General features: G+C 30.4%; 15 protein-coding genes. 4 read left to right on the top strand and 11 right to left on the bottom strand.

Translation table 11 applies throughout. The features are described 5' to 3' along the window. Nucleotides 1-11 precede the first annotated feature (11 nt). The 7 genes from H0I29_RS14240 to H0I29_RS14210 all read right to left on the bottom strand — a co-directional run bounded on the left by H0I29_RS14240 (nt 12) and on the right by H0I29_RS14210 (nt 13,602). Nucleotides 12-1,271, bottom strand: coding sequence for a glycoside hydrolase family 2 TIM barrel-domain containing protein (locus H0I29_RS14240; protein ID WP_218752896.1), 1,260 nt, complete (start codon nt 1,269-1,271; stop codon nt 12-14). A 105-nt stretch (nt 1,272-1,376) separates the two neighbouring features. Further along, nucleotides 1,377-3,056, bottom strand: a complete 1,680-nt coding sequence (locus tag H0I29_RS14235) for a family 16 glycosylhydrolase (RefSeq protein WP_218752895.1) — start codon at nt 3,054-3,056, stop codon at nt 1,377-1,379. A gap of 10 nt (nt 3,057-3,066) precedes the next feature. Then, nucleotides 3,067-5,088 carry a PKD domain protein gene (locus tag H0I29_RS14230; RefSeq protein ID WP_218752894.1) on the bottom strand — a complete coding sequence of 674 codons (2,022 nt, stop codon included), beginning with the start codon at nt 5,086-5,088 and terminating at the stop codon, nt 3,067-3,069. 5 nt (nt 5,089-5,093) lie between these two features. Next, nucleotides 5,094-6,536, bottom strand: coding sequence for a RagB/SusD family nutrient uptake outer membrane protein (locus H0I29_RS14225; RefSeq protein WP_254712754.1), 1,443 nt, complete (start codon nt 6,534-6,536; stop codon nt 5,094-5,096). Between the two features lie 52 nt (nt 6,537-6,588). Continuing rightward, nucleotides 6,589-9,591 carry a TonB-dependent receptor gene (locus tag H0I29_RS14220; protein ID WP_218733449.1) on the bottom strand — a complete coding sequence of 1,001 codons (3,003 nt, stop codon included), beginning with the start codon at nt 9,589-9,591 and terminating at the stop codon, nt 6,589-6,591. A gap of 221 nt (nt 9,592-9,812) precedes the next feature. Further along, the gene (locus H0I29_RS14215; protein ID WP_218752892.1) at nt 9,813-12,590 is read right to left on the bottom strand and encodes a triple tyrosine motif-containing protein; all 2,778 of its coding nucleotides are present in this window, start codon (nt 12,588-12,590) and stop codon (nt 9,813-9,815) included. A 217-nt stretch (nt 12,591-12,807) separates the two neighbouring features. Further along, nucleotides 12,808-13,602 carry a gluconate 5-dehydrogenase gene (locus H0I29_RS14210; RefSeq protein WP_218752891.1) on the bottom strand — a complete coding sequence of 265 codons (795 nt, stop codon included), beginning with the start codon at nt 13,600-13,602 and terminating at the stop codon, nt 12,808-12,810. A 351-nt stretch (nt 13,603-13,953) separates the two neighbouring features. On the opposite strand from H0I29_RS14210, the gene H0I29_RS14205 reads away from it, so the two are divergent. Further along, the gene (locus H0I29_RS14205) at nt 13,954-14,313 is read left to right on the top strand and encodes a hypothetical protein (RefSeq protein ID WP_218752890.1); all 360 of its coding nucleotides are present in this window, start codon (nt 13,954-13,956) and stop codon (nt 14,311-14,313) included. A 9-nt stretch (nt 14,314-14,322) separates the two neighbouring features. On the opposite strand, the gene manA is transcribed toward H0I29_RS14205, so the two are convergent. From manA to H0I29_RS14190, 3 genes are read right to left on the bottom strand one after another with little or no spacing between them, the layout of a single operon-like run. Continuing rightward, nucleotides 14,323-15,540: a mannose-6-phosphate isomerase, class I gene (gene manA, locus H0I29_RS14200; protein WP_218752889.1), complete on the bottom strand. Its 1,218-nt coding sequence runs from the start codon at nt 15,538-15,540 to the stop codon at nt 14,323-14,325. A gap of 13 nt (nt 15,541-15,553) precedes the next feature. Next, nucleotides 15,554-15,961 carry a hypothetical protein gene (locus tag H0I29_RS14195; RefSeq protein ID WP_218752888.1) on the bottom strand — a complete coding sequence of 136 codons (408 nt, stop codon included), beginning with the start codon at nt 15,959-15,961 and terminating at the stop codon, nt 15,554-15,556. A 19-nt stretch (nt 15,962-15,980) separates the two neighbouring features. Beyond that, the gene (locus H0I29_RS14190; protein WP_218733438.1) at nt 15,981-17,153 is read right to left on the bottom strand and encodes a response regulator; all 1,173 of its coding nucleotides are present in this window, start codon (nt 17,151-17,153) and stop codon (nt 15,981-15,983) included. 177 nt (nt 17,154-17,330) lie between these two features. Here H0I29_RS14190 and H0I29_RS14185 point away from each other — a divergent pair, with 177 nt between their 5' ends. From H0I29_RS14185 to H0I29_RS14175, 3 genes are read left to right on the top strand one after another with little or no spacing between them, the layout of a single operon-like run. Beyond that, complete coding sequence (locus tag H0I29_RS14185; RefSeq protein ID WP_218752887.1) at nt 17,331-20,420, top strand: hypothetical protein; 3,090 nt, start codon at nt 17,331-17,333, stop codon at nt 20,418-20,420. After that, entirely contained in the window at nt 20,420-21,637 is a 1,218-nt protein-coding gene (locus tag H0I29_RS14180; protein WP_218752886.1) for a hypothetical protein, read from the top strand. Before H0I29_RS14185 ends, H0I29_RS14180 begins: the two co-directional genes overlap by 1 nt. Beyond that, complete coding sequence (locus H0I29_RS14175) at nt 21,631-23,148, top strand: glycoside hydrolase family 2 TIM barrel-domain containing protein (RefSeq protein WP_218752884.1); 1,518 nt, start codon at nt 21,631-21,633, stop codon at nt 23,146-23,148. The genes H0I29_RS14180 and H0I29_RS14175 overlap by 7 nt, the downstream gene beginning before the upstream one ends. On the opposite strand, the gene H0I29_RS14170 is transcribed toward H0I29_RS14175, so the two are convergent. Beyond that, nucleotides 23,149-24,333 (bottom strand): glycosyltransferase, encoded by a 1,185-nt coding sequence (locus tag H0I29_RS14170; RefSeq protein WP_218752882.1) that lies wholly within the window; start codon nt 24,331-24,333, stop codon nt 23,149-23,151. It lies immediately after the preceding gene. Nucleotides 24,334-24,414: the final 81 nt, after the last annotated feature.

Below are 24,414 nucleotides of genomic sequence, written 5' to 3'. Positions count from 1 at the left end.
GCTAAAAGCTTTTAAATTTTAATTTCTCTAAAATGTTTAGAAATTAAATCTGTTGTAATCCCTTTTGCATAGGGATTTAATTGGTGTGCTTTTTGTAAAGCAAAATAAGCAGCTCTTGGTGTTAACGTATAAAAACCTTTTGTATCAGTTGGTCCTTTTGCACAAATACCAAACCACTCCTCACTCATATTATTGGCTCCTTTTATATAATCTAAAGCGTATCCTCCATTTGCCCAAGAAGCTTGGTTATCATGAATATGTAAGTTTGTTGTTTGTCCAAGTTTCCACCAGCCATCACTAAATTGAAACGTAAACCCCCCAATAGCATTTCCTGCCTTTTCTAAACCCGAAACATTTTCATAAATCTCTTTCCAATTTTCTAACATGTAATAGGCTTGCATTTTTTGATCTTCCTTTTGCGTTATTGAGTTAAAAGCATCTGCTCCAAATTCTGTAAATAATATGGGCATATCCAATGTTTTTTTAGCTCTTTCAAAAGCATCTCCAAAAGATTTACCTCGATACATGTTTGTTCCATAAATATCTACGTCTGTACATTCTTCTGCAATGATATCTATATACAAATCATCTCCATTACAAATAGCAACCGGGTGATTTTTATCTATCTCCTTCATTTTAATGGCAGCTTCATTCATTAACTTATACATTGCTCTACCCCTTAACTCTCCTATCTTATTTTTTTCAGACTCTCCTTCAGGAAAATCTTCTGTTTCTGATCCTGCCCAAAAAAGTCCGAAGTTATTTTCATTACCTAAAAGGAATAATAATAATCCAGGAGTATTTTTATATGTTTCTGCCATTTCACTAACCTCTGTTAGCAAGCTTTGTTGTGCCTTAGCATTACTGTAGTCTGTTTCTTGTTTCCAATTTCCATTTATAGCAACACCATATCTACCAAAAGAATGATTTAACATGGTGTAAATACCATACTCTTTATAGATATAAGTAATCCATTTGGGTTGAATACCTTCATAAACACGAATTGTATTAACACCCATTTCTTTCAATAAATTCATTTCTGCATCTAATGCCGTTTTTATAAACGCATCTGATTGCTCCCATAAACTGTAAGAAAAATTTGTACCAATCGGAAAATAATCCCAATTCATACCATTAATTATAAAATCTTCTCCATTTACAACTAATTTCATTCCTTGCTTATTCTTTAAGATAGATACTTTATCTGTTTTTGTATCACAAGAATTTAAAATAAAAACTAATAGTATAATTGGTAAGAAAATATATTTCATAAATATCAACTTTGACATAAATTTTAAAGTATTGTAGTTATAAAAATATAGAAAAATAAGGCCAGCCATATAAAACTGACCTTATTAAAAAATAACTCAATAATATTATTGAAATACTTTTACATAATCTATTTCCATAGTATCTTCTGTAAATCCATCGTCTACACTTCCTCCAAGTGAACCTCCCATTGCTACATTAAGAATTAAGAAGAAATCTGCATTAAATGGTAAATCTGCATTGTTTGTTAACTCATAAAAAGGAACATCATCTACATATATTTTTACTTTTTCTTCCGACCATTCTAAAGTATATAAATGGAATTCTGAAGATGCGTTAGAAACAGAAGTTGTTTCACCATAACTTGCGTTGGTAGAACTAGCACTATCTAACCAATGTAAAGTACCTAAAGACGTATTTTTATCTGCACCTGTTTGTTCCATAATATCCATTTCACCACATAGAGGCCATCCTACAGTTGGAAAGTTAGAACCCAACATCCAAATTGCTGGCCAAGTACCTGCCGCAGCTGGTAACTTTGCTTTTACCTCAACTCTACCGTATTTAAATTTATACAATCCTTGAGATTTTAACCTAGCAGAAGTATAACCTCCACTACCATCAGCTTTTGCTGTAATAATTAAAGAACCACCTTCTACCTTGGCATTTTCTGTTGTATTGGTATAAGTTTGTAATTCTCCATTACCCCAACCACCTGCACCGAGGTCGTAAGTCCAGTTTGCTGCATCTGGTGCTCCATCTGTATTAAAATCATCTTCCCATACTAAATTATTGTAGGTATAATCTGGAGTACTTGCTCCTTCTACAGGTTTAGTTGATGTAAATTTATGATACCAAGCTGCACCACTACCAGAATTTGAATTTTCTATAATTCTAACAATCATTTCATCATTAGAAATCGAAATAATATCATACGTACTAGCACCTACATACCATCCCATAAATCCACCATCAGAAATTTCAAATTCAGTACCTCTGTATTCCACATTGTTATAAGAACCTTCTGTACCTGCTTTAGATGTTGAAGGTCCAAAAGAAACATTTTTAGTTCCAAACATTGTTGTTACTACAGTTTCATCATGACATTGATCTCCATTTACACCTAATACACCTGCATACGTTCCTGGCACAAAAGCAGGTCCAACAGTTTGTTCAAAAGTAAGTCCGGTTGCTGTTCTTGTAAATACAAACTCATTATCATACATACAAGATTTTTCATCATCCCATGCTTTAATTCCATTCCACCAAGCTTCGTAAGCAAACTCTCCATTTCCATAATCATCTGTAGCTGGTCCCATACCTACATGAACAGCCACATCTGCTTGCCAATACCATTTTTTACTGTCACCAACATTGGCACCACTTAAAAAGTTTTCTGCATCAACATCAGAAAAAGAACTATAAACTTCTACATCTATTGTTTTTGTTGATGAAACCCCACCTGTACCATTTGCTTTTACAACAACTGTATACAAGTTTACACCTACTTTAGAAAATCTATTTGTTAAGATTCCTGAAGGTGCAGCTTCTGCAACTCCGTCAAAATAATATACATAAGAAGAAGCATTGGCAGCAGTAGCTGTAAAATTTACAGAACCACTTCCGTCTCCATAAGGGTTGTCTACATCTGCACCTACAATTTCTGCAGTAATGACGATGTCTGTTGGTGAAACAATTTCTCCAAATTCGTGCTCATTCTCTTGACAGCCATAAAGTACTGTCATTAAAGAAAATAAGATTATATAAATATTTTTAAGTTTTTTCATAATCATTATTTTAAAATTGTGATATATCATCTAAATAAATAGTATAATTAGCAGAACCATCTCCTTCTGTACCATTATCCATTATTAAAACTAAGTTTGTAAAATCTACAGAAGTACTAATTCCAGAAAAATCGAATGTTAATTCCTCCCAAGCATTAGCTGTTGTTGTAGTTGCTGTAATTTCTTCGGAAGCAACTGTATTTGGCCATGCGGTAGCATCTTCAAACTTTAATAATAAATTTAAACCTGCTCTCGGAGACCAAACTTTAACTTTTACACTTGTTCCAGCTGTAAAGCTAAATGGTGTAGGAACTGTAATTTTAGATCCTGCCCAAGGCTGACCCGCATTTTTAACAACTTGTGCAACCATTGCAGATTCATTTCCGTTTGTGTCTGGATTTGCAATTACAGAAATTGCTCCACCATCAAAAGAACTTAATATAAATTCTGGTTCAAAATCTAAAACAGGACTTGTAGAAATATCATCTAAATAAATAGTATAATTAGCAGATCCATCTCCTTCTGTACCATTATCCATTATTAAAACTAGATTACTAAAATCTACAGTTGTGCTTATTCCTGAAAAATCAAACGTTAATTCTTCCCAAGCATTCGCTGTAGTTGTTGTAGCTGTTATTTCTTCTGAAGCTACCGTATTTGGCCATGGTGTAGCGTCTTCAAACTTTAATAATAAATTTAAACCTGCTCTTGGAGACCAAACTTTTGCGGTTATTACTGCATTAGAAACATCAAATGTTGATGAAATTGTAACTTTAGAACCAGCCCAAGGTTGACCTGCATTTTTTACAAGCTCTAAAACTGAAGAAGAACTATTACCATTTGTATCTGGATTTGCTACTACAGCAGCTGCACCACCATCAAAAGAACTTAATTGGTAATCCACTTCAAAAGTTAATGGTGTTACACCAGAAACAGGAGTTGAACTCACTTTGTAAAAATAAAGATTGTCTATAAAAACAGTACCAGAACCTTCTAACTTGAATTGGTGAATATCATTTAAGGTTAATCCCTGATCTGTAAATGCTGAAATAGGAATGTTAATCGTAGTCCAAGCATCTTTTGTTAATGCAGTTTTTACCATTTTCTCTCCACTGCCAACACTAATTAAATAGGTATCTAATTCCGTAGCATCTGCTGTCCAAACATCTAAATGAAGAAACTCCATAGTAGAAACATCTTGCATTGAACCTATTTGAATTCCTTGATAGTTTAAATTACTATACTGAATCATTGCATCTCCATTTAATTCAAAAGGAGTATAAATAGTTGATTGGCTCCAGTTTGGATTAAAATCTGTACCCGCAACATCTGTATATTTATCACTAAAAATAGAAATAACATCTACAGCATCTCTTGCCGGTTGTGTACTTGCAGATTTTAAAGGTGCTAAAATAGCAGTAACTTCAAACTCACTCGTGTATTCTGTTGTTTCGATGGCACCACCTTTTGCAATCACTTTTACAGTATACGTACCTGCTGTAGAGTATTGATAATTTATAGCATCACCAATATTAGCTGATGCTGCTGGTTGTGGTACATCTGCTTCTCCTGAATAAAAATCATAAGTGGCAGCATAATCTGCTTTCGCTGTAATATTTACTTGTTTAGAAATAGCAATATCATTTTCTAAAGTAACTTCTAAATTTTCTGGAGCTTTAAAAGAAACTACTAATTCTTGTGTTGCTTCTGTTGTATCTCCTTTAGTATTATAAGCTACCACTTTTACTGTATAGGTACCTTCCGCATAAGTATGTTGTGCCATTTTACCAGCTTCAACACCTTTTTCTTCTGCTGATTCATCTCCAAAATACACATCAAATGAGGTAGCCCCAACTGCTGTTGGTAAAATAGTAACCAGACCTGAGTTATCTTGTGATAAGTTATAACTAGCAGCAACATTTGATGGAGGTACTACATTATCTAAGAAGTCTAAAGATCTATCTTCTTCTGTACAAGCACTAATGATCAAAAGTATTACTAATGCTTTGTATATTATTTTTAATTTCTTCATAATTATTAGTATTTATCGTTTTGTTCCCAATTTCCTTGTGCAAATTGTATTTCTTCAATCGGAATTGGAAAAACCTCATTTTTACCCGTTGTAAAACCTGGTATCTGAGATCCTCTACCTGTTCTTACCAAGTCGAAAAATTGATGACCTTCTCCTACTAATTCCACTCTACGCTCTTTATAAATTGCAGCTGTTAAATTAGAACCTGTTGTAACAATATTATGATCTGCATCACCAAAAGCTCTTTCTCTAACCATATTTAAGTATGTTTTTGCTTTAGCATCATCTGGACTCGGTTTTCTATTAAAAGCTTCTGCTGCCATTAATAAAACATCTGCAAAACGAATAGCTCTATAATTATTAGGGTTTGTTAAGTTTAAATCTCCTGCTGCCTCTTCATTTCTTTTTCTAGGAAGATATTTTCTATTAAAATAACCTGTATGCTCATAACCTGTAGTAAATTTTGCACCTGTTGAAGCTGCCCATGCATCAATATCTAAAATAGCAACCTCTTTTCTGTTATCTCCATCTTCAAATTCATCTACCACTTCTTGTGTTGGTACATTAAAACTAAATCCAGAAGTAAACAAACTACCTTCATAACCTCTTACACCCTGATACCCAACGGCAACATTTCCTTCACTACACTGTAAACAATCGAAACTTGCACCTTGTGTATCTGTATATTGCACTTCAAAAACAGCACCTGTACCATTTTCTCCGTCAAATTCAAAAATTTTGTTGTAGTCAGACTCTAATACGTATCCTCCGTTATTAATTACATTTTCTAAAATGCTTGCAGCTTCATCAAATTTATCTTGATATAAATAAACTTTTCCTAATAATGCTTGTGCAGAACCTTTTGTTGCTCTACCAACTTGAGGCGCTGTATACGTCATGTTTGCAATTGCATATTCTAAGTCTGCTTCAATTAAAGCATATACATCTGCTTTTGGCGATCTTGGTATTGTTTTTTCATCACCCAAAACAAAACGACCGTCTGCTTTAATAGGAATATCTCCAAACCATTTTACCAATTCAAAATTATAATACGCTCTTAAGAAATAAGCTTCCCCAAGAATTACATTTTTACCTGTAAAGTCTGTTTTATCTTTAAATTCTATTATATAAGCGGCTCTATTAACACCACCATACATTAGGCTCCAAAGGTCTTGAAGTTGATCGTTAACAGGAGTATGAGTCATATCATCTATTTGCTGATATCCAGGAACATCTGTAGCTGTTTCACCACCACACAAAGTATTGTTAGAAGCTATTTCTCCCATTAATACATTTCTAAATGTAGATTGTAAAGGATCATAAGCTGCTACCAAAGCATTGTAATAATCTGTTTCTGAATTGAAAAAAGATTCAGAATCTTCCGCGTAAATTTTAGAATTATTTAAATAGTCATCAGAACAAGCGCTTAAAATAAATAAGCTTGCCATAAAGATGAATCCTAATTTTATTATTTGATTGTAATTTCTCATCTTTTATTTTTTAAAATTCAACATTTAAACCTAACAAGAATTGTCTAGCAGATGGGTAGTTACCAGAATCGATACCTGCACCAATTGCTCCGTCATTAATAGAAGGATCATAACCAGTGTAATCTGTGAGCGTAAATAAGTTATTGATAGAAGTATATAATCTTAATTTAGACAGCCCTACTTTTTCTAATAAATCTGGTGCAAAAGTGTATCCTACTTGTATGTTTTGCATACGTAAGAAAGAAGCATCTTCTACAAAGAAATCTGAAAACAGTCTGTTATTTGTAGCATCGTTAGTTAATCTTGGTACCGAGTTACTTGTACCTGCACCTGTCCATCTATCTAAGTAATAAGCAGGCTTATTCACATTTGGTAAAAAACGTTCAAAATTTCTAACCATGTCTTTTCCTAGCTCTGCATATAAATAAGAAGTAAAATCCCAATTTTTATATTTTGCAGAAATATTGAATCCCATATAAAAATCTGCTTGCGGATTACCAATGTTCACACGGTCGTCAAAGTCTATAACACCATCGTTATTTGTATCTTTATATCTGATATCTCCAGGAGAAGTAACACTTGCTCCTAGCCCTGTTTGAGAAGGATGTGCATCTACTTCTGCTTGTGTTTGAAAAATTCCGTCTGTTTGTAAGCCTAAGAAATAACCAATTGGTTGTCCTACTTCCATTCTTGATGTTGGAAGGTTACCGATTCCAAAATCACCTCCTTCTACAATAGCGTCGTCTAAAACGTCTGTTACTTTGTTTTTTACATAGGTAACATTGTATCCAATATTTAAAGAAAAATCTTCTTTAGAAATAGCATTATAATTAATTGCCAACTCTCCACCTGTATTTTTAGAAGTACCTGCGTTTACTGTTGGGTTTGATCCTCCTGCTGCGCCAGAACCTAACAAACCAGAAACTGGGAAGTCTTCAATTAATAAATCTTTTCTTGTTTCTTCAAAATAATCTGCAACAATTGTCAGTTTATCATCAAATAGATTCATATCTAAACCAATGTCTAATTTCTCTGCTGTTTCCCAAGTTGCTGACGGATTAGACAAAGCACCTTGTGCAGTACCATCTACTAAGCTTCCATTAAAAACATACTCACCTTCACCATCTAATAAAGATCTGTACAGATTATCTCCAACTAAGTTTCCTAAAGTACCGTAACTTGCTCTTAATTTTAAAAAGTTAATCGTTTTATTATCTTTTAAGAAGTTTTCATCAGAAATTTTCCAACCTGTAGTTACAGACCAAAAATTATCTACTCTTTGATCTTCTGCAAAAACAGAAGCTCCGTCTCTTCTAACTAATCCAGAAAATAAATATTTACCTTTATAATCATACTGAGCTCTACCAAAGAAAGAGGTTAACCTAATATCTCCATTCCCAGTATTTAAACTTCTTTGTTCACTTTGTTTATTGGTTAAACTAATGTCCGCAAATTCATACGAGTTATTAGGCACATCAAATCCTGTAGCATAGATACCATCAAACAAATCATTCTGTACACTTGTACCTACAGTAAAAGTAGTATTATGGTTTTCTAAAAATGTTTTCTGATACGTTGCAAATGTTTCCCAATTTACTCTTGTAGAAGTTGCTTTAAATTGATAAACAGAACTTTGTGTTTTATTGTATACTTTAGCTAAACCATATTCTTGAATAGGTGTAAATGAGCGTTGCTTTTCATTATAAATCTTATAACCAACACGTGAAACTATATTTAAACCTTCTATTGGTTTATATTCTAGCTTAAAATTACCTTCTATTCCATTACCATTATTTTCACCAAAAGTATTTTGTAATAATGATAAAGGGTTTACAACCTCTATCCCTAAAAAGTTATTTGTATCATTTTCATTTAGCCCAAAAGTTGGTGCATAATTTAAACCATTAAATAAAAGTGAAGCGTCAAAACCTTGTGAAGCACTTGTGTAGTAGTTTGCTATTACAGAGAAATTTAATTTTTCACTAATATCTATACCTAAGTTTAATTTGATATTGTTTCTAATAAAATTAGACTTATCTTTTGCAATAATACCATCTTGCTCTGTTCTAGATGCACTTACAAAGTATCTAAAACTTTCTCCACCACCAGATACACTAATATTATGATTCATTAACATAGCATCATTAAAAAGTTCATCTTGCCAGTCCGTACCTTTACCTAATTCTCCTACATTACTAAAAGGTAATGTTTGCCCACTTGCTGCATACGCTTCGTTTAAAACTAAAGCATATTCAGTTGCGTTTAAATAATCTAATTTTTTGGTAGTTTGTTGAAAAGCAGCATACGTATCGTATTTTACAGTTGCTTTTTTATTTTTCTTACCAATTTTAGTAGTTACCAATACAACACCATTTGCTCCTTTTATACCATAAATAGCTGCTTGTGCATCTTTTAAAACGGTAATAGATTCAATGTCATTTGGATTGATACTATTTAAATCTCCTTCATAACCATCTACAATTGTTAACGGTTGATTATTGGTATTAGAACTAACACCTCTAATTAAAATATTCACTTTTGCACCTGGTGATCCAGACGAAAGGTTAACAGCAACTCCAGAAGTTGTTCCTTGTAATGCACTCGTTGCATCAATAGGTTTTAATGCTTCTAAGGTTTTCTCTCCTACTATAGATACAGAACCCGTAACATCTTTTCTTTTTTGCTTACCATAACCAACAACAACAATTTCATCTAAAGCCTCTGCCGACTCTTCTAAAGAAATATTTAAAGTTTGTTGATTAACCAATACTTCTTTTACAGCGTATCCTAAATAATTAAATACAAAAGTTGCTCCTTTCTCAACTTTAGCAAGACTAAAAAGTCCATCAAAATCAGTTTCAGTTCCAACAGTTGTTCCTTTAATTAATATACTTACTCCCGGTAATGGATCACCCGTTTTAGCATCTTTAACAACACCTTTTACATTTATAGTTTGTGCAGAAGCACAAAAACCTACAAATAAAAGGAGTAATAATGTGATTTGTTTTCTCATGAATAAGGTATTTATTATTTGATTATAAAATTATAGTTAAATTATAGTTAAATGATAAAAACAACCACAACAAAAAACATACATCACAAATAAAATGGCTAAAAAATACCATATCCCTAATAAACACAAGACTTTACACATGTGTTAAATATTAACCTAAAACACAATTAAATTACCAGCGTATAGGTGTTGTTGTGGTAAAAAAAGAAGATGTAGGGGTGTTAAATTTCCAAAATATAATTTGTTAAGTTCTCATCATGTGGTAACCCCATTTTTTTCCTTAAGCGATATCTTTTAACTTCTACACTTCTAGGAGAAATATTTAATAAAGGAGCAATTTCTTTAGAAGATAGGTTTAACCTAAGGTAGGCACAAAGTCTTAAATCATTTGGAGTTAAACTAGTGTGCTTGTCTTTTACCTTTTTTAGAAAGTTTTTATCAGCATTATTAAATGCTTCTTGAAACATTTTCCAATCGTCTGTATTGTTTAAGTTCTTATCAATAATCTTAACCACTTTTGATACGTCTTTACTTTCTCCGTTTGTCAATTCTGTTTTAATTGTGTTTAAAAAATCATTTTTCTTTATAATATTCATTGTAGAACTAGCCAACTCTCTACTCTTACTTTCTATATCTACTTTTAATTTATCATTATTAAGTTTCATAATTATTTGAGCACTTTCCAACTCTTTTAACTTTAACTCTTTCTGCGCTTTCTCTAATAGAATCTTATTTTTACGTTTATACCTTCTTCTGTAATAAATATTTATCAATACAATAATAAACACCATAAATATTACATAAAAAACTAAATATAAGTTACTTAAATAAAAAGGACGCTTGATAGAAAATTCAAAAGATTTAATATCCGTCATCTGGTTTCCATATTTACCTCTTACGTTAAAAGTGTAATCTCCATAAGATAAGTTTTCATACAATTGTGTAGAGTCCTCTGTCCAATCTGACCATTTATTAGTCAATCCTTCTAACTGATATTGATATTCATTCTTTATCATTTTATCATATTTAGAAATACTATATGAAAACGATATATTATTCTGCTTATTTTCTAATTCTACGGCTTCTGCTAATGAAAGATGAATCTTATCACTATCTATTTTATTGACAAGTATTTGTTGAAAAGAAATATCTACGTTTTTTTCATTTTTTACAAGAGCATCATTTAAAAGTAAATACCCATGAGAGGTACCTATTAAATAATTCTCTGCACTAATTTGGGTTAAGTTCTCAAACCCCAAAACATTATTCCTTATAGTACCATCAATAGGAATCGCTTTTACTTGCGGACTTAAACTAATACTGTTAGAGGTGATAAAAAGAATATTATTTTTAGAGAAACTATATAAAGCATTCTTTTTTTGAGCTAATTTCCTTATCGTTGTTAAGTTATCTAAATCTTTTAAATTTTTTGTAAACAATGAGTCTACTTTAAAACTATCATCGTCTTGTTTTTTATACACACCTTCTGATGATGAGTAAAATAAATTATTGCCAAAAGAAAAAATATTAGATCCATAACCTACTTTTGGAATGATAATTTTCTCTTTTTGTTGAACTTTAGCATAACTATTATCAATTTGTAATTCATATAAGCCTTTTAACTCATGGTTTATATATAATCTATCATTATAAAACTCAAAAAACCTACTAGAAACATCAAAACCATCAATTTTATTTCTGAACTGCCAATCCCCATTGTCGTTCTCTAAAATAGACAAGCCTTGATAACTCCCTTGAATTAAATAATTATTGTTTCCTGGTACTTTTTTTATGTTCCAGGTTCCAAGCTCTTCGGTTATAGCATTAATTACCTTTTTGTTTTTAATAATAAAAGTTCCTTTATCATGCCCACAAAAAAGATTCCCATCAATTTCTTTCAAAAACCAAACTTGTCCTTCTGTCTTTTCTATTAATTTAAATTTTAAATTTTTATCTTTAAAAAACAGTCCCTGATTTGTCCCTAAATAAAGTTCATTTTCAAAAAACAAAGAGGTATAAATGGTACCTAAAGTACCTTCTTCATCTTCAAAAATTTTAAATGCTGAAGAAACATTTAAATAATTTATACCGTTATCTAAACCAATCCAAATATTACCAGAATTATCTTGAAGCAAAGACAACGCTGTATTATTACTTAATCCATTCTTACGGTTAATAGTAGACGTAATTTCCCCATCTTTACTCAGAAAAACAATTCCATTAGAGATTGTACCTAGCAAAAAACTTTTATCTTCTAATTGAATTGCACTAAAAATTAAAAAACTCTCATTATTTAAGTCTGTTTCTTGAGACACAACTTTACTTCCTTTTACTGAAACAAAACCTTTTTCTTCAGATAAAAAAACAAGCTCTTTATTATAATAAAAACAATTGATAATATTATTGTTTTTAAAAAACACATTATCTGAATAAATTTTTTCTTCTCCATTTTGTAATGTGAACAAACCAATGCTCTTTTTTTGAAAAAAAATGGTGTTGTTTATTATAAAAAGTCCAGAAATGGTTTCCTCAGAATCAATTATTTTAACTTCATTAGAAATGGTATTTACAAAGTAAATTCTTGTTTTAGATTTAAAAAGAATCCAGTTTTGATAAAATTCAACTTCCCAAAACTCCTCTCCTTCTTTTAATTTTATTTGTAACTTTTCTACTAATGAATTATATTCTAATTGGCCTTTTTTATTTTTTTTCCAAAAACCAAAATCCATAAAAGACCCCGTATAGATTATTTTATCTTTTACTTTCACAGATCTTAAAATAGGATTTGAAAAATGAGTATACAATTGCCAATGCTCACCATTGTATTCTAGAAGACCTCCATTATTCGCTACATATATTAGATTATCTTCAGATTGTGAAATTTCCCAATTCTGATTTTGAGCATTGTAATCTTCTGCTGTAAAAATTTTAATTGGCGGTAATTCTTGAGCAGTACTAACAACGTTAATAAAAAAAATAAAAAATAAAAGTCTATACATAACTTGTTATAATATGTTTGGTTACTAAGTTACATTAAATATCATTAAATAAGACTAAAATTAATAAGTTGTATGGTTTTTTATTTAAAGAATAAACCTTATTAATAAACAATACAGAAATTCCCTTTACTAACTATCTTATATATTCGTATTAAAAGAATTCTATTTTTTTCAGCTTATTATATCTTTATTTTTTTATTAATAAACTATATTTTTTTTAATCTTCGTTGAATGGTTTTCCTATGGTTGCTAAAATCCCACCATCAACATATAAAATATGACCGTTTACAAAATCGCTTGCTTTAGATGATAAGAAAATTGCTGCTCCCGCCAAATCATTAGGATTTCCCCATTTTTCTGCTGGAGTTCTGTTTACAATAAAATCGTTAAACGGATGCCCTTCCATTCTAATAGAAGCTGTTTGTGAAGTCGCAAAGTAACCAGGTCCAATTCCGTTTATTTGAATATTAAAACGCGCCCACTCAGTTGCCATGTTTTTGGTTAGCATAACCAAGCCTCCTTTTGCTGCTGCATAAGCCCCAACTGTATTTCTACCCAACTCGCTCATCATAGAACATATATTAATAATTTTACCAGATTTTCTTTCCATCATTCCACGAACTACGTGTTTAGAAACAATAAAAGGACTCACCAAATCGATATCTACTACTTGTCTAAAATCAGCAACCTCCATGTCTACCAAGGGAGTTCTTTTAATAATTCCTGCATTATTTACCAAAATATCAATGTCCCCCACATCTTTTTCTATTTTTTTAACGGCAGCAATAACTTCTTCTTCATCTGCAACATTAAACTGATAACCAAAAGCTATAATTCCTTCTTTTTGATATTCAACAACTGCATTGTCTACTTTTTCTTGTGATGAATTTCCATTCACAATAATAGTAGCACCTGCTCTCCCTAACCCCATAGCCATCGCCATTCCTAAACCATGCGTAGACCCCGTAATTAAGGCTACTTTCCCTGTAATATCAAATAATGTTTGAGACATATTTCTATCTTAATTTTATGTTTTGTGTGCCCATCTATATTGTTTTTTTCTTCTTCTGATAAAATTAGAAAATAAAAACTTAATTTTTATTGTGGGTGCTTTTCATTTGCACATCAAAATTTAAACTATGTTTGTTTCAACAATACTTATTCCTAACTTTTCAATAATTATACAGACCGTCTAATTCCAATTTCTTAGCCATATAAGCTCCTCAACCAGAATTATCCGGCTTATTTTTTAAATTACATAATATTTTAAAACCATGATTTAGTATATAAAATAGTAAAATTAATTATGAAATTATAAAATAGCTTATTATTGTAAACTTAAAAGTCTAAACCTTTCAAAAAAATGACAATTCAAGATTTAGCTGGAACATATTCTATTATTGGTAGCAACCAAGATGCTAATGAAAATTCGTATAAAGGAGAGCTACAACTAACTTTAGATGAAAATAACAGAATTGTTGCTAAGTGGAATATTAGTGACTCTCAAGAGCAAACAGGAGTAGGTTTCTTTAAGAATAATATTCTTGTTATCAACTTTAAATATTTAGGTTTTGAAGATAAAGTTTATAAAGGAGTAGTGGTTTACAAATGCTTGAATAAAGATATTCTAGAAGGATTTTGGTCTGAAGAAGCAGGAGATCCTAAATTCTTGGGATTAGAAAATTGTTTTAGAGTAAAGCACTCTAAAACAATTTTAAATTAGTTTATAAATTTATTTTGGCACACTTGCCTTATAAATTTCTACTTCAGAAGTTGTAGTAATTTTATAACTAGTATTTGCTTTTATAAGCACAGACTGCCCTTTATCTAAAGAGATAGATTCATTTTCTTGAGTAACAACAGCAACTCCTTTTAAAGCCATTAATATTTCTACGGAATTTGAAGTTGAAGTATGAGACATTGTTTTAATCAATTCAATTTTACTTAATTCGAAGTCTTTTGCTTTGGTTTTAAAAATAACTTCTCCATTCTCTTTATTTTCGTCACCGAATAAAATAATAGGAATCGTTTCTTCGAATTTTGTGTTTTTTATAAGTTCTTCAACATCTATGTGTTTGCTAGTTAACCCTGCTCTTAACACATTGTCTGAATTTGCCATTAACTCCATATTTACACCTTCTAAATACGCATGCGGCACTCCTGCATCTTGAAAAATTGCTTCTCCTCTACTTAAATTTAAAATATTAAAAAAGTAAATAGAAAAAATACCTTTATCAATATCTTCAGAATCTTTATTGTTTAATGATTTGGCTGCCCAATATGCTGGTGAAGATTTCTCTAATTCATTATTTACAAATTTTGGAAGAATTCTTTTTACCAAAGGTCTCAAAATTGTATTTACTTCTTCTTGTGAGTATTCCATCACTTTTTTATAAAGCCCTAAATAACCTTCTTCTAAGAAAGTATTTAATAAGAAACTTAACTCTATAGTTTCTTTTAAGTTTTTTGCTAATTTTTCACTTTCTAAAAATCCATGTAACAACCAAAAATCGGTTAAAGCCACCATTATTTCTGGCTTATGATTTTCGTCTTTATAGTTTCTATTATCAGCAGTTAAAGGAATTCCTTGTTCATTTTCTTCTTTGTACCCTATTTTAGCAGCAGCAATACTTGGATGTACTTGAATAGATAACATTTTACTGACATCTAAAACTTTGAATAAATATGGTAATTTACCAAAGTCTTTTGCTACTTCAACGCCTAAATTTTCTGTTATATTTTGTTCTAAAAACTCATCTAATGAAACACTACCTTCTTCTGTAATAACTTTTGAAGGTGCTTTTAAATGTGCTCCTAACCAATATTCTGCATATGTAGTGTTTGGCTCTATAGTTTCTGAAACTAAATTAGGAATGAAGCTTTCTCCTCCCCAATCATAATTTTGCACTTTACCTTCAATTCTAAGTAGTTTGTTTTCTAAGTTTTTCATTATATATTTTTTTTCAACTAGTAATTTCGTTTAACGAATACACGCTTCGCAACAAAACCCTTTCATTTTTTTTATTTATGAAATTTTCATCCTTAATACTTTCTAATTTCTTTTTTAAATTGTGTTTAAAAACACTTTTTGGGGTAGTATGCACAAATAACTGAACATCATATAAGTTAGACAAAAACCGCACTCCTGCTTTCATTGCTAACTTTAAAGCTGTCTCTTTTCTCAAGTTTAAAATAGAAATATCAAATTTAGAAGATTCTTTTAACTTAAGTAAGAAATTTAATATTTTATTATTGTTACCATTATTAACGATACATATTTTAAACTCTTTATTAAAAAGTGATTTAAAACGGATTTCCTCTAAAACATCAAGGTCATTCTTATTACATATTATTATGATTCCTTTTTTCATATTTTTTCGATAAAAAAGATTATGCAACAACAGTACTTTTATAATCTTTTTTTCCACTTCTATAATGCCAAGCAATTTGCCCTAGTTGACCAACTATTTTAACAGAATCTTTCATTGATAGTTTAGAACCATCAGCATGAATCCATCTTTTTAATGGCTGTTCACATAATATTTCTTTCGCTTTTTTTAATCCAAAATGAAGCGTTATTCTTCTAAAAATTTCAACATCAAAAATCCATTGGGTAACAAATTTTTCTTTAAAAGAAATATCTATCACATCTTTATGAAAAATTTTAGCACCACATTGGGTATCTTTAAAGTCCATAGAAAGAATTTTTCTAATGATGTAATTAATGGTCAAACTAATAATCTTTCTTGCTGACTCTTTTGTAATATTTGCGCCCATTCTACTAATTCTAGAACCACTTACAATCTTATAATTAGATTTTTCAATAGTTGAAACTAAATCATCAAAATCGGCTAAATCTGTTGATAAATCTGCATCTAAAAAACCTATATAGTCTAAATCTTCTTGCTTAGCCATATATAACATACCTTGCCTAACAGCTTCTGCTTTACCTCCATTTTTTTCACAATCATAAACAGTAATAAAGTCTTCTCTACCTTTTCTTAACTTATGTAAAACCTCTAAAGTTTTATCTTTACTTCCATCATTTACAAAACATAAGTGATATCCGGTATTTTTATCTATATAATCTGTAAATTCTTTGCTAAGCAATCTTTCTTCTTCATTATAACAAGGTATTACAACCCCAACACATCTTTGTTGTATAATAGTGTTCTTATATTTTTTTGTAGTATCTGTATTTTCAGGAAGACCAATTAATCTTTTTGTTCTTAACCCAACCTCTGTTAAACTTAGAGGTTTTTTCATATAATCGTTTACACCTAAATCAAAGCCTTTTGTAATCATGTCATCATCTGTATTACCAGATAAAATCATAATTGGTGTATTAGATTTTTTAACTTCCCTAATATGTTTTACAACCTCTAAACCAGAAATAGTTGGCATATTAATATCAACAATCACTAAATCTGGTTTAAAAGAATTGTATAATTCAATTCCTTTTAGAGCATCTGTTTCTGTTAATACCTCATACCCCATTTCTTTTAACCTACTTTCTAAAGGTATTAGAACTAATTTTTGATCATCAATAGCTAAAATTCTCATAACGATATTTTTATATTACTTATTTACACCTCAAAAATACTTTTGTTTTATTTTTATTTTATAATATGATCTTTAAAGGTTTATTAATTAGGATGAAAGGTAAGTTACTTTAGACAAATAAAAAAAACTAAGCTTAAAATTTTTACCTTTACATGATTCTAAGTCAGATATCTATTAATGAAAGAAAAATCTAATAAATACTTAATTACTGCAATTCTATTAGCAGTACTTTTTCATGGTTCTACTATTTTCTTTACATTAGAAACTACCTATGACGCTTTAATTCATTTATTTTTTGCAGATCATTATGCAACTAGTTGGTTTGAACCTTGGAATTATAAATGGTATACTGGCTTTACGGTGCAGAGTTATCCTCCATTGGTGCATCAAACAATTGGAGCTTTATCGTTAATCGGAGGCTTAAAATTTGGGATGTTTACAGTGGCTCTAATAGCCATTGTTCTATTTGTTACTGGGGCCTACAGATATTCTTTATTAATAACATCTAATAGAACTGTTGCTGGTTATGCTGCTATTTTAGCTGTTTTTTCGTCTTCTTTTGTAGAGACTTTGCATATATTTGGTCAATTACCCAGTATTATAGGAGTTTCTGTTTTAATGCATTCGTTACCCGAAATATACCTATGGCTTAAAACGGGAAAATATAAATTTTTCTTTACTTCTCTTTCCTTAATCGCTGTTACCGTTACTTCTCATCATGTCACCCCTATCTTTGGAATGTTATTTTTTATATTTCCTTTAATAGGAACAGTTATTATGGATGTTGCTAGAGAAGAAGTTAACTCTTATAAAGAAGTTACTTTATCTTTATTTCTAAAAACATTTATGAAACAACTGAAGAAAAACCTTGCGTTTGGGGTCTCTTCACTGTTCCTTATAATATTTTGTATTTTTCCCTATTGGATGAATTCAAAATTAAACCCAATAACACAAGTACCTATCCCTCATGGATCTAGGGATAGCTTTATAGATATAACATCTTCGGGTTTAGTATTTTTCACAATTCCATGGGGAATTTTACTATTCATTTTTCCTTATATCTTTTACAGATACTTTAGTAAAAGGTATTTATTTTTCGGATTGTCTTTTACCATGTTAGTTATTTTGGGAACGGGTGGCACAACACCAATACCTAAAATGATTTTAGGTGAAACGGCCTTTAATATTTTAACCCTAGACAGGTTTACGCTTTGGGGTTCAATCATGTCTATTCCTATATTTGGAGAGTTTATCTATAGGTTTGTAGAAGGAGATTTAAAAGTTCTAATACAAGAACGATTTGGTGCCGTTTATCACCGTTTATTAGGAGGCCTTTTGGCCGCTTTTTATATTTCTATGGTAATTTTTACCATGAGTTTGGGATATTTTAGACCTTCTCAACCTCAAAAGATAAAAATGCTTCCTATTGTAAACTTTCTAAGCCAAGATTCGCATGACCATTGGAGGTATTTAACGTTAGGGTTTGGAGATCAAATGGCGTGGTTAGCAGCCCAAACAAACGCAATGAGTGTAGATGGTAATTATCATTCTGCTAGACGTTTGCCAGAGCTAACAACAAGACCTATAGAGCGTTTAGAAAACTCAAAGTTTAAAGGAGTTGCTGGTATTGGTTCTCTGCAACAATTTTTAACAACACCAGAAAAGTATAATTTAAAATATATTTTTTCGAATGATAAATTTTATGACCCCGTATTATTTTTCTGCGGATGGCAGCGTTTATCGCAATTAGAGAACGGCATTATGGTTTGGGAAAAATTAAACGTACCCCCTATTTCTTCTATTTTACCCAAAGAAGATGTACCTGCTTGGGTAAAAATAATTTGGGGGATCATTCCTTTTTTAACTGTACTTATTGCATTTATTTTAAATATACAGTCCTTATTTGTTCATAGTTTAAAAACAAAGTTTAAAGCTGTTCCAGTATACTTTAAATTTAAAGTAGATTACAATAAGTTTCCGAGAATTGTATTAAAAGCATTTCATCTCTGGGCAGTTATTTTAATAATTACAATTGGTTATGCATGCTATATGTTTTATATTAAAAACGATACACAAAGATCTCCAGAAAATGTAGTAAAAGCGTATTATGACGCTGTCGATTTTAAAGAGTTGAATAAAAGTTATACCTACATAGATCCAAAAGATGAGCTTACAAGAGCACAATATTTATTAGAGATATCTGTTACAGATGGCTTGTTAAGTTCTTATGCAAAGTTAGACGCTATAACCACAGAGATTATAAAGCAGACAGATAGTTTGGCCACTTTAAAGGTAGAAACAAAATGGATTACTCCATTAGAAAAATTATCAAAAACTGAATTTAAAACAACTGTTAAAAGAAACAGTAAGTGGTATTTAAAACCAACAAGAAAATCGATAGATTTACCACCAGATCAATTATATTCTAAGAATTCTACAGGTTATTTTAATCAAGGAAGAAGAAGAATTACTACAGAACAAACCCATCACGAAGATGTTTTAAAACAACCCGTTTTAGAAATTGTTTCTGCCAAACTAATAAAGTTTAACAAACGTTATGCTATTATTGGAGAAGTACAAAATATAGATAATGTTCCATCAGACGTAGTCTTAAAAGGGACACTTTATAATGATGAGAATAAAGAATTGGCTACTTATAATGCTAAACACATTTTAAAACACAAATTAATGCCAAAAGAGATTAGTGCTTTTAGAATTAATTTTGAAGGTATTGCTTGGTCTAAAACAAAAGATTCTATTCCTAAAACTTTTAATCCAGATGAATTTACACCTATAGAACTCAGTGAGCAACCCACAAAATTTAACTTACAAGCTGCAGGAAACACAACCAATTCGGACTTGTTTAAGGATATTGTTTTAAGTGAAATAAATATAAAACCAACTAGCATAAGCGGAACTTTATTTAATAGTGGAATTCAAGAAATTACGGTTCCTCAATTAATTATTACATTTTATAACAAGGATAAAGAAATGATTTGGGTAGATAATTTATTTTTAAAAGAAGGGATACGACAAGAAAGAAAAATTCGTTTTAACTATGCTATTCCTCTAAACCCAACCATTAAAACAATAAGTAAAAATATGGATTTTTGCTTTGTAAACGGTTTACCAAATAAAGATATTGCTTCTAAAATAATGCCAAATAGAATAAAAAACCATACTATTGGTAAACTACAAAAAGTAATCCATCCACTTTTTAGCTATGTTAGAATAGAATTAAGTATGTATATCGGTAATCCTAAATAATGAAATTAAAACAAGTATTTTTTCTACTTCTCTTTCAATTGGTTATTGTTTCTTTTTTTTCACAAGAAACAACAACTAAAAAACCTGCTGTTTTATTAGTATCAACAAAAACAAATTATCTGGTTGGTGATAAAATATCACTCGATTTTAAAGTTAAAAAAGATACCACATTTCAATTATATTGTACTAACAGTTATGGAGCTACAGTAATAGAATCTAAAAGTATCAATAAAAAAGTTACATTTAAAATCCCCGATTTTTTAACAAGAAAAAGAGGAATACTTTCTTGGAAAACTACACAAACAGATACCATAATTTCAGGGAACATTTCTATTTCACCTCTGCAAGAATCAACATCCATAGAAACTTATTTAGGTCCGCCAAGTATAGATGCAGGTGATACCGATTACACAATGTTGGTGGTAATACCAACAGATAGCTTAGACAATCCTATACCGAATAAAAGTAAGGTGGATGTAAAGTATCAATTTCTAAAAACTGAAAAAACCGAAGCTATTTTTACAGATAAGCTAATTGGTCATAAAAATATTTATGCTCCTAAAAAAAGTGGTAGAATGATTATTTCTTCAGAATCTTTCGGTTTAAATTCTAAAGAATTTGATGTAAATGTAATGCCAGCAATTGCTACTAACTTTAAACTATATTTTCGTAGAAATCATGAGTATGCAGATGGAAATCAAATAACAACTTTTTTTACATCAACAATAAAAGACAAAAATAAAAATATTGTTAGTGATGGTAGTTATATTGAATTTTACGTTACGAATAAAAAAGGAAATATTTTAAAAACTGCTGGTACTACTGTAAACGGAGTCGCACACGCAAAAATTATACATCCAGATTTTGAAGATACTTGGAACGTGCAAGCCTATTTTATTGGTATTGCAGAAAGTAATACAATAACAGTAAAGTATAAAAAAGTTGTTGAAGATTATATCGTTTCCTTTTTGGAGAAGAATAGAAGTATTAAAATTGGTCCTTTAAAAAGTTTTATGAATCAAATCATTCCAGACGGTTTATCTGTAAAACTATCTATTTATAAAAACAACGTACTTATCAAAGAAAAATATAATGAGTCTTTAAACGGGATAGCAATTTTTTACTTAGATCCCAATATTTTTGAAAATGATGTTTATGATTTTAGTATTGAAACTGCAGGTCTTAAAAAAGATTTTAAAAGTATTAAATTATGGTAAAAATAAATAAACAAATTCTTAGAGGAGTATTAATGCTAACTTACCTAGCAATAATTGGCGTTCTTTTATTCTTGGTAAGCTCTTTATACAGTTTTTTAAACACTGGTGCAGATAGAAGTAAAATGTTGCATACAGAAGTTAAAAAAGCAGAACAATACTTACCTAAAGTAACATGGAAAGATGATGGTAATGAAGGCAGAAAAATAAGTGCTCAAAAAATTGCTGCCGTGCAAAACGATTATTTAGACGCGTGGTATGTAAAGCAAATTGCTTACAAAACAAACACAAGAGTTGGTATAGAAGATTACTTTACTAAAAGTGCAAGAAAAAACATCTATGCTAATTTAGATTACAACAAACTGAACAACACTTCTATAGAAGCTACTACATTAGAACATAATTTAGACATCGAGTTTTTTAGTGAAGACGGACAATTAATTGTTTTAAAAGACACCAATGCAATCGAGTATAAAAAGGTTTTTAAAGATGAAAAATTAATCTTAGAAACTACCGAAGTTACTTCTTATAAATATGTATTATTATTAGAAGATGGCTTTTGGCGCGTAAGACACATGGTAAAAGAAGCTTCGGAAAATTTTAAAAATACTCCTGTAAAAAGATCCTTAGAATTTGCTGATATTAAAGGGATCAATTATTACCCACAAGCAACCCCTTGGAATATGTACGGTGATGAATTTGATATTGATATTATAAAAAACGATTTTAAAATTATAAAAGAGGCTGCATTAAATTCTATTCGAATTTTTGTGCCTTATGAAGATTTTGGTAAAGCAAATGTGAAACCAGAAAAACTAAAAAAACTAAAAAAAGTATTAGACACCGCATTAGCAGAAAACCTAAAAGTTGTGGTTACTTTGTTTGATTTTTATGGAAATTATGATGTTTTAGACTGGACATTGAACCAAAGACATGCAGAAAAAATTGTTGAAACTTTTAAAGAACATGAAGCTATTTTAGCTTGGGACGTAAAAAATGAACCTAATTTAGATTTTAACTCTAGAGGTAAAGAAAATGTAACCGCTTGGTTAGATTTTATGATTATTTTGATAAAAAATATTGATAAAAAACATCCCGTAACCATTGGTTGGTCTAACACCAAAAGTGCCACTATTTTAAAAGACAAAGTAGATGTTGTTTCTTTTCACTATTATGAAGACTTACTTAATTTTGAGAATGAATACTTAGCCTTAAAAGAAGAAATAAAAGACAAACCTATTGTATTACAAGAGTTTGGATTATCATCTTATGGTGGTTTTTGGAGACCTTTTGTTGGTTCTGAAGAAAAACAAGCTAACTATTATAAAGAAATACAAAAAGTCCTGACAAAGAACTCTGTTCCTTTTATGTCATGGACTTTATATGATTTTGATGTGGTTCCTAAAGAGGTTTTAGGTAGACTGCCTTGGAGAACTAATCCGCAGAAGAAATTTGGTTTTATCAATAATAAAGGAGAAAAAAAATTATCTTATAAATACATTTCTAAAGAATAATTATGACTTCTTTTTGGCTATAATTTTATCAAATTCTTCTAAATAAATATCTGTAATTCTTGCCATAGGGAACGCCGTTGCTGCTTTGTAATTTGCTTCGCCAAGTTCTATTCTATATGTATCATCTGTTACAATTGCTTTAATTGCATTTGCCAAACTTGTTACACTTTCTGGTTCAAAAAACTCACCTCTATAACCTTCATCCTCAATTAAGGTTGCTAAATCTCCTAAATTAGGCATTACCACTGCTCTACCATAACTTCCAGCTTGATGTAATACTCCAGAACTTCCGGTTGTAGACGTATAAGGAAAAACAACTACAGCACTTTCTGTAAACAACGGTGCTACTTCATTTTCTTCTACATACCCAGTAAACGTAAGTTGTGGTACATGTTTGTAAGTTTCTTGAGCATTCTCTAAATAACCAGGTACATTTGGGTTGTCTGTTCCTGCAATTACAATTTCTAAATCTAAACCTGTTTCTTTTCTTACAATTTCTACAGCTTCAATCATAGATTCTACTTTTTTGTAGGTCCCAAATTTTCCGAAAGTCATAATCTTTAAAGGACCTTCAGGTAATTTTTGTGATGGATTTTCTGGAATTTCAAAAGTTCCGTGAGGAATCATTTTTACATTATCAACTTTGTATTTATCTACTAAAGTTGTTACATATTTATCCATGGTAACCGCAACTAAATCTGCTTTTAAGATCAACTTTGTTAATGAAGTACCAATAAAATTATATACTTTTTGAGCCAATTTATTTGAGGTAAATCCGGCACTTTCTAAATCTACTTGTTCTAAAATATTATGTAATAAAACAATGGTAGGTATTCCTTTCACTTTACAAATTAAAGGCAATGTTAATCCTAATGCAGCAACAACTTTCTTGTCTCCAAACTTCATAAATTGTAAGTTGAATAAAACAGTATCTGGCTTTGTTTCATTAATTGCTTTTATAACATTATTAGTATTAGCGTAGCTATTAAATTGCCAACATTCTTTTACCGTAATTTTGCAACCATCTGCTTCAAACTGAATGTCTTTTTCACCTAGAGTTTCATCGGTTAAAAGAATTAATTCTGTAACCTTTTCTTTCAACCTAAAACTTTTAACTAAGTGATATGCATATTCGTTTAGGGTTACTTTACTTGGTGGATACGCTGTTACGATTGCTAATTTCATATTGTTTTTTTATGGTACTACAAATTTCAAAATTTTGCAGCAATTTTAATTAAATAGACTGCTCAAACGCAATTATATATA

Source organism: Polaribacter sp. R2A056_3_33 (assembly GCF_019278485.1).
Classification (GTDB): domain Bacteria; phylum Bacteroidota; class Bacteroidia; order Flavobacteriales; family Flavobacteriaceae; genus Polaribacter.
This window is presented reverse-complemented; position numbering and strand designations above follow the sequence as displayed.